Origin of the sequence: Nocardia sp. BMG111209 (assembly GCF_000381925.1) — a bacterium.
Taxonomy (GTDB): domain Bacteria; phylum Actinomycetota; class Actinomycetes; order Mycobacteriales; family Mycobacteriaceae; genus Nocardia.
The window spans coordinates 4,882,662-4,897,539 of sequence record NZ_KB907307.1; the positions used below are offsets into that span (position 1 = coordinate 4,882,662).

Below are 14,878 nucleotides of genomic sequence, written 5' to 3' on the forward strand. Positions count from 1 at the left end.
TCACACCGCGAACGGGCCCGCCGCGGATCCCGAGTCGGCAGTACCCCGGCCCCGGGCCGATCATGTGCGGGAATTCGGGCCGGCTGATCCGATCAGGCGGCGGCCGGCCGGGCCCGGCGGCGTTCGACCAGCACGATGATCGCGGTGACCAGCGCCGCGGTCAGGAACGACAGCAGCGAGGCCGAGGACCACCAGCCGGGATGCATGCCGAGCGCGTCCTGCGCGTGCCCCCACCAGCGGGCCCAGCCGTCCACCGAACCGGGATTGCAGAGTTGGTAGACCACGAATCCCAGCACCCACGGCACCAGCATCATCGGCCGCGCCGGAGCGCGTTCGGACAGATCCCAGCCGTGCCCGCCGCCCGCGGCCCGTCCCCGGCCCAGGAAGAAGTCGACCACCAGCACGGCGGCCAGCGGCACGAACACCGAGCCGATCAGCAGCAGGAAGTTGGCGAAGCCGGTGAAATCGTGCACTCCCAGCGCGAGCACCGTGGCCAGCACGCCGACCGCGGCGGCGAGGATGCGGCGATCCACCCGCGGCAACAGGTTCTGGATCGACATCGCCGTGGAGTACACGTTCGCGAACGACTGATCGGATTCGCGCAGCACCAGCACCGCGAAGAACAACCAGCCCGCGCTCACCCCGAGGAAGGTGTCGAAGATGCGGTCCCCGTCGCCACCGACCTGGATCAGCGCGATGATGCCCAGCAGATAACACCAGGTCTGTGCGACCGAGAAGCCGAGCAGCGTGGCCCCCGAGGCGGCGCCCACGGACCGCGCGTGCCGGGTGTAGTCGGCCGCCAGCGGGACGAACGACACCGCCACCGCCAGCGCGGTGTCCACCGCGGGGAAGAATCCGCTCCACGAGGTGTCCGGCACCACGGGCAACGGCCGGTGCAGCAACTGCACGGTGAAATACAGCATCGCCACGGCCACCGCGACCGTCACGTACTTGCGCAGCAGGCGCAGCACCCGCAGCGGCCAGATCGCCATCACCGTGCACAATCCGCCGGCGGCGATGATCACGGGCACGTGCGGCAGCCGGTGATGGGTCAGCGCCTGCACGCCACCGGCGATCACCGTCAGTTCGTACACACCCCAGCCGACGCACTGCACGATGTTGGCGATCGTCGGCAGATAGGACAGCCGGGTACCGAACAGGCCACGGAAGTTCGCCATCGCGGGCGCTCCGGTGCGCTCGCCCACCGCGCCGGCCGCGGCCACCATCGCGGCACCGATCACGGTGCCGACCGCGGTGGCCAGCAGCGCGCCGGCCAGCGGCAACTGCGGATGCCCGGTGGGGTGCAGGACATAGAGCGCCGCGGTGAAACCGATCAGGGTCACCCCGAGGTTGGCCCAGAACGCGGTCTGGTCGCCGAACGTCAGGCTGCGGGGCGGTTCGGTGGTCAAGGTGAGCGGCGCTTCGGCGGCCGAGCGCTCGCCGCTGGTCATCGTCATAGCGGGTGTCATGGTGTCACACCCGTCCGGTTGTCCGAATGTCGCTGCCGGTAACCTCGTCCTGGATGGTTAGCGTCACTACCTCCAGTCGACCGACGGCCGCGACCCGCCGCTTCCCGCGGATTGTGTGGGCGCTACCGGCGTTGCTGGTCGCGTTCTGCGTCTGGTGGCTGCTGCACCCCAGCGGGCCGTTGACGCCGATCAAGCGCGAATACATCGACCTTCAGGTCTATCGCCTCGGTGTTCAGGCCATGTGGCACGGCGCCGACATGTACGGCAGCCTGCCGAAGACGACGATGGGCATCAGCCTGCCGTTCATCTACCCGCCGTTCGCCGCGCTGGCGCTGAGTCCGTTCGCGATGCTGCCCTGGCATGCCGCGGCGACCGCGTTCTTCGTGGTGACCGTGCTGGCGCTGGCCGTGACCCTCTACCTGTGCGCCCGCCGGATCTGGTCCGGCGGAGTCGAACTCGCCCTCCTGGTCACCGCGTGCGCGCTGCCCCTGGGCCTGCTGCTCGAGCCGATTCATTCGACGCTGGACTTCGGTCAGGTGAATCTGCTGCTCATGGTGCTGGTCGCGATCGACTGCCTGGCCGGGCGGACCACCGGCGAGGATCCGGCCGCGCGCTCGAAGTGGCCGCGCGGCGTACTGGTCGGACTGGCCGCCGCGATCAAGCTGACCCCGGCCGCGTTCGTGCTGTATTTCCTGGTGCGCCGCGACTATCGGGCCGCGGCCACGGCCGCGATCACCGGCGCGGTCGCCACCGCACTGGCCTACGCCGTGCTGCCACGCGAATCCACCCGATACTGGTTCGGCGGCATGGGCAACGTGTCCGGCCTGAGCGGGTCCGCCTTCCGCACCAATCAATCCATCCAGGGCGTGCTGTCGCGGCTGCAGGTGCCGCGCCCGGAATTCACCGCACTCTGGCTGCTGCTCAGCGTGGTCCTGCTGGCGCTGGTGGTGCCGGCGATGCGGCGGGCCGCGGACAATCCGCCGCTGGCGCTGGCCTTCAACGCGGTGTTCACCCTGCTGGCCTCCCCGATCTCGTGGTCGCACCACTGGGTGTGGGTCGCGCCCGCGCTGCTGGCCGGGGTGGGCGCCGCGAGCCGGGTGCCACTGCGGCAGGCCCTGGCCTGGTACGCGATCCTGCTGGCCACCGCCGTGGTGTTCGTGATCGGCCCGCAGAACTGGGAGCCCGGCGAGGAGAACCGCGAGTTGTCCTGGACGCCGTGGCAACACGTCGTCGGCGACACCTACGTCTGGCTGAGCGTGGTGCTGGTGGTGCTGTATCTGGTCACCACCGGCACCCGCAAGCCGGCCGCGGTTCCCGCCTGATTCTCGGTCAGGTCCGCACGGTGATGGTGCCGTGCTGGAAGTTCTGCGCCTTCCCGCCCGGCACGTCGTACTCGTCACTGGTCGGGAATCCGTAACGGCCGGAATCGCCACCGGCCACGGTCCACTGATCCAGGATCGGGCCGTTGCCGAGAATGTGCGCGGTGGTCGCCTTGGTCCAGTAGATCGCGCCACCGGAGAACAGATTGGCCCGTCCGCCACCCTTGGTCGCGAATTCGTCACTGGTCGGGAAGCCCAGCGGCCCACGCTCGTAATCGTGCGCCGCCCACTTCACGTAGATGGCCCCGCCGATCTGATGCGCACCCGTGTCCTGCGACCAGTAGATCGACCCGTTCTGGAAGTTGTTGTACTTCCCGTCGGTGGCATCGGACTCCCGCGTGGTCGGATACCCGAGCACGCCCTTCTCCCAGCCCAGCGCACCCCACCGATCCCGGATCAGCCCGCCGATCTCGTGCGCGCCCGTATCCTGCGACCAGTAGATCGACCCGTGCTCGAACACCTGGAAGTGACCGCCGTTGGCCCCCAGGCTGTCCGCCCCGGTCGGATTCCCCAATAGATCGAATCCGCCGGACTGGTCGTATTCGGTCTCGATCGCGCCACCGACGTCGAATCCGCCGATCTGCCGAGCCGAGGCGGTGGCGGCGGTGCCGGCAATCAGGACGGTGCTGACGAGGCCTGCGACGACGGCCAGACGGTGACGATGCATAGGGCACTTCCTATCGACTACTGCAATATGAGGTCTACTGAACTGCGGTGCGACAAGGCGAACCTGCGCGCCAGACTACCCATCTGGTCAACCGCCCGGAATTGTCCGTAAGTTTGCTCACAGTCCGCAACCACCGCCCCACCCCGATCACCGGCGACTCCGGTCCCCTGACCCACCGCGCCACACCCTATCCGGTGCCGCCGCGGGACCGGAACCCGATCGCCCTGCCCGCTCTCAGAAGACGAACTGGTCCCCATAGGCCGTGGTCTGCACGGTCCCCTGGGCATTACCCACCGTGGTGGTGACGAACGGCACGGCCGAAACCGGCGAAAGACACTGGGAGACGTTCACCGCGGCGTTGTTGAACGTGATGTGGTACGGAAACCTGGTCTGGTCGTCCAGATTCGCCGTCGCCGTCGTCGCCACGGTGACCTGGCCCGGAGCCAGGGTCGCGGCGAGGATCTCCGTCACGCCCAGCAACCCGGCGACAGCGGGCCCGAGGCTGGCACTCGGCGGGTTCGTCCCGCTCGGCGGGGTGAACGACGGCGCGATACCGACGCTCAAACCCTCGTTGGGCTGGATGCCGACGGGAAAGCCGTTGACCAGATTGATCCCGCACCCGAGGATGTACCCCGCAACGGCCTGCCCCGACGTGATCGGCTCGCCCTCCACGTTGACCGAGTAATCCCCGGACATCTGCACGGCATGCGAGAACGCCATCATGTTCGGAGTCCGGTCACCGGGCGGATTCACTCCGATGTTGCCGATCGACGCCGTCAGATGAATCCCCCATGCGGAGATATCCGCACTGAGCGGCTGGGCACGACCGGTTTCGGTACCGGCCCACAACCCCAGGACAACCGAACACACCGCGGCCATACCCGCCGCGACGGACACGAGTGGACGTCGCATACTGAATCCCGTTCACGAAGCAGAGGTTCATCACTCGACCCGGCACGCACAGACCCATACAACTGTCGACTGGCAACGATAGCCGGGGACCCACCCGGCCGGTGCCACGCCGACAAGGCGTGTCGACCGATCACCATTTCGTGGTGCCCCCGCTGGGACTCGAACCCAGACTTGACGGATTTTAAGTCCGCTGCCTCTGCCAATTGGGCTACGGGGGCGTGCCGGTCAGCCTACCTAAGTCGTACGTCCGTCTCGGAATTGTCCGATTGTTTGCTCAATGAACCCCCTTCATCAGGCTGGTCACTCGCGGGGCGAGGAAGTAGACGACGATACCTACTGCGATCGTGAGCGTTCCGGTCAGGCCGAAGTAGGCGATCTCGTGCTCGCGGGAGTAGTAGTTTGCCAGGACCCCTGACATCGAGGTGCCGATGCCCACCGAGAAGAAGTAGAGGGCCATCATCTGGGCGCGGAAGGCTTCGGGGGCGAGGTGGGTGGTCACCGCCAGGCCGATCGGGGACAGCAGGAGTTCCGAGATCGCGAAGCCGCCGAGGATCGGGAAGACCAGCCAGGCCGGGACGGTCCTGCCCGTGAAGGCGGCGAGCGGGACGAAAAGCAGGAAGGCCGTGCCCATACCGATGACGCCGTAGGCGAATTTGCGGGGAGTGCTCGGGGCTCGGTCGGCCAGCCTGGTCCACAGGACGGCGAACAGTGGGGACAGGGCGATGACCCAGATCGGCTCGGCGGAGCCGATCCAGTTCGCGGGGGCGGTCCAGCCGAACAGATTCCAGTTCATCCGCTGATCGGAGTACACGGTCAGGACGGTGAAGATCTGCTGGAACAACGACCAGAACAGAGCGTTGGCGACGAACAGCGGGATGAAGGCGCGGACCCGGGTGCGTTCGATCGGGGTCACCCGGGGGCTGGTCAGCAGGATCGTGAAATAGGCGATCGAGACGACGGTGATGACGGCGGTGGTGACCGGGGAGAGGTTCTCCAGGCGTACCGCGCCCGCCTTCGCGGCGAGGGCGACCAGGAGGATCGCGGCGACGGTGACGGCCAGTACCCGGCCGATCGCGCGGTGTGGCAGTGGGTTCGGTATCTCGCGACCGTGCCCGGCGAGATTCGAGCGCAGCAGCGCGTATTGCACCAGGCCGCAGGCCATGCCGACTGCCGCCGCGCCGAAACCGTAGTGGAAGCCGGCCTTCGATTGCAGCAGGCCGGTGACCAGCGGGCCCACGAAGGCGCCCAGGTTGATACCGAGGTAGAAGAGTGTGAAACCGCCGTCGGCACGGGTGTCGCCCGGCGGGTAGAGCGTGCCCAGCAGGGTGGAGGCGTTGGCCTTCACGCCGCCGCTACCGAGTGCGATCAAGGTCAGGCCGATGCCGACGCCGGTCAGGCCGGCGATCAGGGCCAGTGCGAGGTGGCCGAGCATCACGACGACGCCACCGTAGAACAGCGTCTGTTCGGTGCCGAGCAGCCGGTCGGAGACCCAGCCGCCCAGCACGGTCGACAGGTACACCAGGCCGCCGTAGGCCCCGACCACACCGGTCGCGGTCGACCGGGACAGGCCCAGGCCGCCGTCGGCGACCGAGTAGTACAGGTAGTAGCCCAGAATCGTGAGCATGCCGTAGAACGAGAACCGTTCCCACAGCTCCACACCGAACAGGTTCACCAGCCCGATCGGATGCCCGAAGAACGTCCGAGCGGGCCGGAAGCCCTGTGTCACTGCTCCTGTCATGACCGAGACCCCTCCCGTCAGGCATTTCAGGCAATTCGGCAGTTACCCCTAGTAGATGCCGATATCGCAGACTATCCGGGATCAGGCAATGGACAGCGCAATTCCGTCGAGGATGTCGTGCTCGCTGACGATCAACTCGGAAACCCCTGCGCGGCGGGCCAATTCGTCGGCGAGGACCTGCGTGATCACCGCGCCACCGCCGATCACGTCGACCCGGCCGGGATGCATCGGGCCCAGCGCCGCGCGCTCGTCGTGGGTCATGCCGACCAATCGCCGGCAGACATCGCGCACCTGGTCCAGGCCCAGCCTGGTGAGATGGACGCGCTCCGAATCGTATTCGGGCAAATCGAGAGCGACCGCCGCCAGGGTGGTCATCGTGCCGGCCACCCCGACCCAGGTGTGCGCGCGTTCGACCGGCACCACGCCGAAGGCCTGCGCCAGGCGCTCGGCCGCGAAGAACCGCGCCGAGGCCACCTCCTCACCGGTGGGCGGATCCGCGTGCAGATACCGCTCGGTGATGCGTACGCAGCCGATGTCGGCGGAATACGCGGCCTGTACGCCGCCGCTCTCGTCGCCGAGGACCACCTCGGTGGAACCGCCGCCGAGGTCGACCACCACGAACGGGCCCTCGTCGGGATTCAGCTCGCCGACCGCGCCGGCGAAGGACAGCCGCGCCTCTTCGTCGCCGGTGATCACCTCCGCCTGCGCACCCGGTACCACCCGGCCCAATTCGGCCGCGGCCATGGTGAAGAAGTCCTCGCGGTTGCGCGCGTCGCGGGTGGCCGAGGTGGCGGCCATGCGGACCCGGGCGACGCCGGCGTCGCGCATCAACTCGACGTAGTCGTGCAGGGCGACCCGGGTGCGTTCGATCGCCTCCGGATTCAGTTCGCCGGTGGCGTCGACCCCCTTGCCGAGCCGGACGATACGCATCTCGCGATGCAGATCGGTGAGCCGTCCGTCGCGGCCGATATCCGCGACGAGCAGCCTGATCGAATTCGTGCCGCAGTCGACCGCGGCCACCCGGTCACTCATCAGTGGAACCTCTCTCCCCCGAATCCGGGTGGTACTGCGCGTAGGACGGCCAGTCGGCGGGCACCGCGGTGCCGCGCAGGCCGCTGTCGGCGGCCAGGGCGACCGCCTCGTCGCCGAGCGGATTGACCCCCGGCCCCTTGGCCAGTGCGTGCGCGATGAGCACGTGCAGGCATTTCACCCGCTCGGGCATACCGCCGCCGCTGAAGTCGGTGCCCAGCACCTCGACCGCATCGCGCTCGGCCAGATAACTCTCGTGCGCCGCACGATACGCGGCGGCCAGCGCCGGATCGCGCTGTAGTCGTTCGGTCATACCGCGCATCAGGCCGGCGGCCTCCTGCCGGCTCGCCTCGGCGGTCAGCCGTGGGTCGGTCAGGTAGTAGAGGGTGGGGAAGGGAGTGCCGTCGGGCAACCGCGGCGCGGTCTTCACCACGGCGGGGTTGCCGTCCGGTGTGCGGTAGGCGATGGCGAGCACTCCCCGCGGCGGGCGGCCCAGTTGCCGCGCGACGACCTCCAGATCGGCTTCGCTGGGCTGAACCGCGCTCGTACCGCCGGTCACCGGGGCGCTCCTTCGGGGGTCGGGGCAGGCGCGGGCGCCGCCGAAACGGGTTGTGGCGTGGACATACTGCGCCACAGCTGGGTGTACCAGGGGTCGGGTGGGCGGGGCGGGGCCGTCGGGGTGGGCACGGCCGGCTGCTCGATACCGGGTACCTGCACCACATAGGCGGTATCGCCCGGCAGGACCAGCCGCAGCCGATCGCGCGCCTCGGAGCGGATGTAGGCCGGATCCTGTTGCTGCGCACGGCGATCCCGCAAGCGGGCGACATCCTGCTCGAGGTCGACGCGCTGCTGTTTCAGCTGGGTGGCCTCGGCGCGCTGGCTGAAATAGGTGCGCATCGGCACCGCCAGCGTGAGCGCCAGCGCGCAGAACACCGCGGCCAGGATCACCGCGCGGCCCGTGGACAGGCCGAGAATGGTTCGGTCGCCGCGTTGTCTCGCCGTTCTGCCGCGGCCGCCCGCCCGGGCCGCGCCGGCGGCCTTACCCGCGGCCGTGCGGCGCTGTGCCGCACGATTACCCGCCGCGGTCCGCGCCGCCGCCGCACCCGTGCGCTCCTGCCGTGGCCGGGCCGACCGCGACGAGCCGCGGTCACCGCGTCCGGCCGGACTGGTACCGCGTGCCCGTCGCTCTGTCATCTCACCCACCGCTCCATCGTTCGTGACACGCCGAAGTCAGCCCGACACAACAGGTTCCGACGGTACTACTCCCCGAAGCTGAACCGGGGGAACGCGACGTCCCCGGCGTACCGGGCGGAATCACCCAGTGCGTCCTCGATGCGGAGCAGCTGGTTGTACTTGGCGACCCGCTCGCTGCGCGCCGGGGCGCCGGTCTTGATCTGGCCGCTGCCCACCGCCACCGCGAGATCGGCGATGGTGGTGTCCTCGGTCTCGCCGGAACGGTGGCTCATCATGGTTTTGTAACCGTTGCGATGGGCCAGCTCGACCGCGTCGAGTGTCTCGGTGAGCGTGCCGATCTGGTTCACCTTCACCAGCAGCGCGTTGGCGGCGCCCTTGGCGATACCGTCCTCGAGCCGCTCCGGGTTGGTGACGAACAGATCGTCGCCGACCAGCTGGACCTTCTCGCCGATCTGGTCGGTGAGCGAGACCCAGCCGTCCCAATCGTCTTCCGCCAGTGGATCCTCGATGGAGACCAGCGGGTAGCCGGTCAGCAGTTCGGCATAGAACTTGGCCATCTCGTCGGCGCTGCGGACCGAGCCCTCGAACTTGTAACCCTGGCCCGCGGTGTAGAACTCGGTGGCCGCCACATCGAGCGCCAGCGCCACATCGGTGCCGAGCCGGTAGCCCGTCTTGGCGACGGCGGCGGCGATCAGATCCAGCGCCTCGCGGGTGCCGCCGGCCAGATCGGGGGCGAAACCGCCCTCGTCGCCGAGGCCGGTGGCCAGGCCCTTGCTCTTCAGCTCGCTCTTCAGCGCGTGGTAGACCTCCGCACCCCAGCGCAGCGCCTCCTTGAAGGTCGGCGCGCCGATCGGGGCGATCATGAATTCCTGTACGTCGACACTGGTGTCGGCGTGGGCGCCACCGTTGAGGATGTTCATCATCGGCACCGGCAGCACATGCGCGTTCGGGCCGCCGAGGTAGCGGAACAGCTCCAGGCCCGAGGATTCGGCGGCCGCCCGGGCCACCGCCAGCGATACGCCGAGCAGGGCGTTGGCGCCCAGCCGGGACTTGTCGGGGGTGCCGTCGAGATCCAGCAGCACCTGGTCGACGGTGCGCTGTTCCACCGCGTCGAGCCCGATCACGGCCGGGGCGATCTCGTCGAGCACGCCCTCCACGGCCTTCTGAACTCCCTTGCCGCCGTAGCGGTCACCGCCGTCGCGCAGTTCCACGGCCTCGTGTTCGCCGGTGGAGGCGCCCGACGGCACCGCCGCGCGGGTCAGCGTGCCGTCGTCGAGAGCGATCTCGACCTCGACGGTGGGGTTTCCGCGCGAATCCAGGATCTCGCGCGCTCCGACCTGTTCGATGATGGCCACGAAAACGACACTCCTTCGGCTGCAGACCGGTCCCCGCCCACCGCCGTTCATGAGCAGGTAGCACGGGTCTCCGTGCGCGTCGAGCCTAACGCAGGCCGGACCGCCCGTACGCCTGGCACTTGGTTGTCGCACCCCGTGCCGGAAACCGCACCCCGCTCACCACCCGAACGGGGTGCGAACGGGTCCGCTCGCCGTCATGCCCGGCGGCCGACGCTGTAAGCGGCCGCGCGAGTACGGACCTTGGCCATGTAGGCGCCGGACTGGTTGTAGGTGAGCAGCGCCCGCTGCCAGCCGTCGGCGGTGGTGAGATCGCCACCGCTGGCGCACAGATAGCGCGCGGCGGTCAGCGCGGCGTCGTCGATGTTGTCCGGGTCGGCGATGCCGTCGCCGTTGGCGTCCACACCCCAGTGCTGCCACGTCTCCGGGAGGAACTGGAACGGGCCCATCGCCCGTACGTACACCGGACTGCCCGCCCGGGCCGTGGCGTCCTCGTCCACGATCCGCGCCACGCCGGGTGAACCGTCCAGTGGCACACCACGAATCGGCGGCCGCACGGTGCCGTCGGCATCCAGGTGCGAACCGCCGTGGCTGCCGTGTTTGCTCTCCACCGCGGCGATACCGGCGAGGGTGGTCCAGCCGATCCCGCACTCCGGCCGGGAGCGGGCCAGCACCGCGGCCGCGTAGCCGTAGGACTCCATCGCCACCACCGGGATTCCCAGTGGGCCGGACTGCGTTTCGGCCCAGTGGACCAACTGCACAGCGCTGCGGCCCGGCGCGTCGAGATCGATCGAGGGGACGGCGACGCCGGGCCCGGGTGGGATGCCGTCCGGGATCGGTGGCAGATTCGAAGTGCCGCAACCGAACACCGCAAGACTCAGCGCCACGAGCACGGCGGCGCACCCGGCACTGCGCGGGAAGGACAGCGGAGCCCGGCGCCGGGCCAGGACGGAACGCACCCCTTCATCTTGCGTGGTCGGCGCGTCGGCGGCACGCACGGGTGGCGAGCCACGCGACGCACCGTCCGTCGTCGATACCATGTGGCTATTTGCCGGCCCATGTATTAGGTTAGGCTTGCTTAAGCTATCCGGAGGGGATCTCCTCCCCCACCGAGCTCCACCGCCTGCTTCACCACTCTCGCGAAGAAGGGATCGATGGGTGAAAAACGTTCTCCGCGAACGTGAGAACCACCACCGAGAAGCACCGGCCGAACTGGAACGTCGAATATTATCAACCGCGGACGCCATCGCCGTTCGCGACATCGCCGACGAGATCGCCGTCACAATCGACGATATGGCAGGAACGCGCGAGCGGACCGCCGCGACACTCGCCGACCCGCACCTGCTCGGCCTCATCGACGCGCACGTGTGCGCGGTGCCCGAGCGTGTCCGCGCGGCGTTGCGCCCGCCGGCCACCGCGACCGGCGTGGCGATCATCGACCGATTGCCGCTGCAGGATACGGAACTGGGCCCCACGCCCCGGGACTGGCGGGAGGCCGCCGCCTGGAGCGCCGATCCGGATCGGCGCACGGTGTCGTTCCGGCTGGATGTCACGATGCTGCTGCTGGCCCGTTGCGCCGGTGAGCCGTTCGGGTGGCAGGGACAGCAGAGCGGGCGGCTGGTGAACAACATCGTCCCCTCTCCCGGTCACGAGCACGAACAGTCCGGCGCGAGCAGCGTGACGCTGCTGTCCCCGCACACCGAGGACGCCTTCCATCCCGATCGCGCGCACCTGCTGCTGCTGGGCTGCCTGCGCAATCCGGATGCGGTGGGTACCACGGTGTCCTCGGTGTGCGAGGCGCGACTGAGCTCCGCACACCGCCGCCGGCTGGCCGAGACGGCGCTGCCCATCCTCCCGGACGTGTCCTACGGCGAGGGTTTCGACGATCACCCCGCGACCCCGATCGCGACGCTCGCCGCCGGTCCCACCCTGCGCTACGACCCGGCCTACACCCCGCTGGACCGCGCCGATGCCGAATTCCGCGGCGCCTATGCACAATTGAGCGCGGAACTGGAGCGGGTGGCCCATGCGGCGGTGCTGGAGCCGGGTCAGCTGCTCCTGGTCGACAACGACGTGGTGGTACACGGCCGGGTGCCGTTCGCGCCGCGTTACGACGGCACGGATCGCTGGCTGAAGCGGGTGAACATCCGCCTGCCGCAACGAAGCCGGGCCGAATCCGGCGAAAGCGGTTACGGACAGCGCACAGTCGCACCGTTCCGCACCGAAGCCGCTGTACCGCAAGCCGTCCCGCACCAGTGAACCGAGGAATCCAGTGAGCACTCGACCGACCCCGTTACGCGTGCTGTCCCGCAGCGATCTCGCCGACGTCCCCATCACCCCCGGCGATGTGAACCGGGCCGTCGAGGACGCGTATCTCGCACTGGCGTCCGGAGATTCGGATAATCCGCGCAAACTCAGCGTGGCCCATCCGGACGGCTGGTCGGTCGCGTACGCCATGCTCGGCCGCGACGGACGCCGCCGGGTGGTCGCGATGAAGACCTCGTACAAATTCGATCCGGCGCACGATCGCAGCACCAAGCGCTACTACACCACCATCACGCTCTACGACGACACCACCGGTATGCCGATCGCGATGATGGACTGTGCCCGTGTCGGCGCGCTGCGCACCCCCGCGGTGTCGGCGCTGCTGGTGCGCGAGACGATTCGCTCCGGCGCGCGCAGCGTCCTGCTGATCGGCACGGGCACCCAGGGCCGCAACGCGCTGCCGCATCTGCTGGCCGCCAACCCCCAGCTGAACCGGCTGATGGTGTACGGAACCCATCCCGACGGCCTGAAGGCGGTGTACGAGCACCTCGCCGTCCACCATCCGCACCTCGAGCTCGAGACCGTCACCGACCCGTACGAGGCCGCCCGCTCCGCCGACGTGGTACTGGCCACCGCCGGCCCCGGCACCAAGGTCGCAGTCGAAACCGATGATCTCGCACCGGGTTCCGTGGCCGTACTGGTCGGCTACGGGCTGGCGCCCTCGGCGCTGTCCGGGGCGGACCGGGTCGTCGCCACCAGCGCCGAGCAGATGGCCCTGACCGGCACCGACCTGGTGGACGCGGACGGCCGGTTGCGTCCGGTCGACGCCGAGTTGCCGCAGATCCTGGGCCGCCGGGCCATCGGCCGCAACTCCGACGAGGACCGGATCTTCGTCTACAACAGCGGCCTGGTCCTCACCGATATCGCGGTCGCCCACGCCCTGGCCGAGCGCGCCATCGCCGAGGGACGGGGAACGGAGGTACCCCTGTGGGACTGAGCGCCACCGCCCAGTTCTCCCTGTGGGAAACCGAGGACACGGATCCCGCACCCCTCCCCGAAACCACCCCGTCCCCGAAAGTGCCCGCACCCCACCGCCCCCGGTCCCGCCGCCGGTCCACCTCCGCGCCGGATGCGCGGGTGCCGACGGAAGTCGCTGCCCCGCAGGTCGATTCGACCGCACCCGGCACCAGCGCAGACCCCGCGCCGACGGACGCGAGCGGCGAAGGCGCCGTGGCCGAGACGCGCACCGACGAGTCGGATACTGCCGCGGCTCGGACCGATTCGGCCGCCGACGAGGACGCGGTCACCTCGGACGTCACCGCGGCCGCCGCGGTGGGCACCCAGCAATCCCCGGAAGCGCCGACCGCCGCTCTCGCACCGGAGATCATGGACACGTCATCGGCCGAGCCCGGCGCACCACCGATCGCGGGCGGAACCACCGAAACCGGAAGCGCCGCAGACGTCACGCGCGACGAGCTCGAAAGCCACACTGCCGCAGCGAACTCCGATGCGCCGGCGATCGTCGAACCGGCGACCCCGCCCGGCCGGATCGCCACGCCACTGCCCGCGCATGCCGACGAATGGGAGCGGCGGCTGCTGGCCGATCCGGATCTGCTGAGCGATATCGCCTTCGCGATCGGCGGACCCTTCCACGTGATGTATCCCGCGCGAGTGGGCAGCAATATCGAGGCGTTCCGGGCGGCATTCGCGGCGGCGGGGGTCGAGGGGTCGATCTACTACGGCAAGAAGGCGAACAAGGCCGGCTGTGTGGTGCGGGCCTGCGCGGAGCACGGGGCCGGAGTCGACGTGGCCAGCATCGGGGAGCTGACTTCGGCCCTGGCACAGGGCATTCGGGGCGAGGACCTGATGGTGACCGGACCCGCGAAGTCCGACCGCCTGCTGTGGCTCGCGGCCCGCCACGACGCGCTGATCGCGGTGGACGCCCCGGACGAGCTGAATCGGCTGGCGGCCAACGGGATCGCGGCCCGAGTGCTGCTGCGGGTGCGGCCACCGAATTCGCAGAGCCGGTTCGGCATGACCGATACCGAACTGGACCACGCGGTGACCGGGACCGACCTGGGACCGATCCGGCTGGAGGGGTTCAGTTTTCACCTGTCCGGCTACGAACCGCTACCGCGCTCCGAACTCGCCGCGGCCCTGATCGAACGCTGCCTGCGGGCCCGCGACCACGGGCATCGAGCGTCGACGATCTCCCTCGGTGGCGGCTTCGGCGTCGACTATGTGCCGGCCGAGGAATGGGCCCGGTTCACCGCCGGAACCGGACCGCACTGGTTCCACGGCGGCAAGCGGTTCGATTCCTACTATCCGTACCACTGCGCGACCCCGGGCGCGGCGATGCTCGCCGCCGTACTGGCACACGACGATCTGGCGAAGCGGATGCGCGACAACGATATTCGCCCCGCGATCGAACCCGGCCGCGCGCTGCTGGATCGAGCGGGCAGTACCGTCTTCCGGGTGCAGGGCGCAAAAGCGCGTTCCGTGCAGGATGTCTCGTATCAACTGCTCACCGTCGACGGCACCAGTCTGAGCCTGTCGGAGCAGTGGTTCGACAGTGAATATCTGCCCGATCCGGTGCTGTGGCCGACCCGGCCGGGCACCGTGACCGGGGCCAGTGTCGGCGCGGCGACCTGCCTGGAGTCCGACATGCTCAGTTGGCGGCGTATCCCGCTGCCCCGGCCCGCCACGGCCGGCGATCTGCTGGTGTATCCGAATACCGCGGGCTACCAGATGGATTCGAACGAATCGGCATTCCACGAGTTACCGCTCCCGCCCAAGGTGGTGCTGTCCGACGCACCCGGCGGGCGGCTGCGCTGGACGCTCGACGCCGGGTAACCCACCGGCCCGGGGGTATT

General features: G+C 69.3%; 13 protein-coding genes and 1 tRNA gene. 4 read left to right on the forward strand and 10 right to left on the reverse strand.

All coding sequences use genetic code 11. From position 1 onward, the window contains the following. Positions 1-92 precede the first annotated feature (92 nt). Complete coding sequence (locus G361_RS0122685) at positions 93-1,469, reverse strand: cytosine permease (protein ID WP_196814531.1); 1,377 nt, start codon at positions 1,467-1,469, stop codon at positions 93-95. 53 nt (positions 1,470-1,522) lie between these two features. Between G361_RS0122685 and G361_RS44510 the strand changes: the two genes are divergently transcribed. Beyond that, positions 1,523-2,791 carry a glycosyltransferase 87 family protein gene (locus G361_RS44510; RefSeq protein ID WP_081635542.1) on the forward strand — a complete coding sequence of 423 codons (1,269 nt, stop codon included), beginning with the start codon at positions 1,523-1,525 and terminating at the stop codon, positions 2,789-2,791. A 7-nt stretch (positions 2,792-2,798) separates the two neighbouring features. Here G361_RS44510 and G361_RS0122695 read toward each other — a convergent pair whose 3' ends face one another. The 9 genes from G361_RS0122695 to G361_RS0122735 form a co-directional block, all read right to left on the reverse strand. Further along, positions 2,799-3,515: an LGFP repeat-containing protein gene (locus G361_RS0122695; protein ID WP_019929416.1), complete on the reverse strand. Its 717-nt coding sequence runs from the start codon at positions 3,513-3,515 to the stop codon at positions 2,799-2,801. Between the two features lie 234 nt (positions 3,516-3,749). Next, positions 3,750-4,427 carry an MspA family porin gene (locus G361_RS0122700; RefSeq protein WP_081635453.1) on the reverse strand — a complete coding sequence of 226 codons (678 nt, stop codon included), beginning with the start codon at positions 4,425-4,427 and terminating at the stop codon, positions 3,750-3,752. A gap of 141 nt (positions 4,428-4,568) precedes the next feature. Further along, positions 4,569-4,645, reverse strand: a tRNA-Leu gene (locus G361_RS0122705). A gap of 56 nt (positions 4,646-4,701) precedes the next feature. After that, entirely contained in the window at positions 4,702-6,165 is a 1,464-nt protein-coding gene (locus G361_RS0122710; protein WP_052172698.1) for a peptide MFS transporter, read from the reverse strand. Between the two features lie 81 nt (positions 6,166-6,246). Continuing rightward, on the reverse strand, positions 6,247-7,197 hold the full coding sequence (locus G361_RS0122715) for a Ppx/GppA phosphatase family protein (protein ID WP_019929419.1): 951 nt from the start codon (positions 7,195-7,197) through the stop codon (positions 6,247-6,249). Further along, positions 7,190-7,753 (reverse strand): DUF501 domain-containing protein, encoded by a 564-nt coding sequence (locus G361_RS0122720; protein ID WP_019929420.1) that lies wholly within the window; start codon positions 7,751-7,753, stop codon positions 7,190-7,192. The genes G361_RS0122715 and G361_RS0122720 overlap by 8 nt, the downstream gene beginning before the upstream one ends. Then, positions 7,750-8,388, reverse strand: a complete 639-nt coding sequence (locus G361_RS0122725; RefSeq protein WP_019929421.1) for a septum formation initiator family protein — start codon at positions 8,386-8,388, stop codon at positions 7,750-7,752. Before G361_RS0122725 ends, G361_RS0122720 begins: the two co-directional genes overlap by 4 nt. Positions 8,389-8,453: 65 nt before the next feature. Beyond that, positions 8,454-9,743, reverse strand: coding sequence for a phosphopyruvate hydratase (gene eno / locus G361_RS0122730; RefSeq protein ID WP_019929422.1), 1,290 nt, complete (start codon positions 9,741-9,743; stop codon positions 8,454-8,456). A 194-nt stretch (positions 9,744-9,937) separates the two neighbouring features. Continuing rightward, positions 9,938-10,738 carry a lytic murein transglycosylase gene (locus tag G361_RS0122735; RefSeq protein WP_019929423.1) on the reverse strand — a complete coding sequence of 267 codons (801 nt, stop codon included), beginning with the start codon at positions 10,736-10,738 and terminating at the stop codon, positions 9,938-9,940. Between the two features lie 295 nt (positions 10,739-11,033). On the opposite strand from G361_RS0122735, the gene G361_RS0122740 reads away from it, so the two are divergent. From G361_RS0122740 to G361_RS44520, 3 genes are read left to right on the forward strand one after another with little or no spacing between them, the layout of a single operon-like run. Beyond that, on the forward strand, positions 11,034-11,999 hold the full coding sequence (locus G361_RS0122740; protein ID WP_231386968.1) for a TauD/TfdA family dioxygenase: 966 nt from the start codon (positions 11,034-11,036) through the stop codon (positions 11,997-11,999). A 40-nt stretch (positions 12,000-12,039) separates the two neighbouring features. Continuing rightward, positions 12,040-13,002, forward strand: a complete 963-nt coding sequence (locus G361_RS0122745) for an ornithine cyclodeaminase (RefSeq protein ID WP_019929425.1) — start codon at positions 12,040-12,042, stop codon at positions 13,000-13,002. Next, positions 12,993-14,858, forward strand: coding sequence for an alanine racemase (locus G361_RS44520; protein WP_019929426.1), 1,866 nt, complete (start codon positions 12,993-12,995; stop codon positions 14,856-14,858). The genes G361_RS0122745 and G361_RS44520 overlap by 10 nt, the downstream gene beginning before the upstream one ends. Positions 14,859-14,878 lie beyond the last annotated feature (20 nt).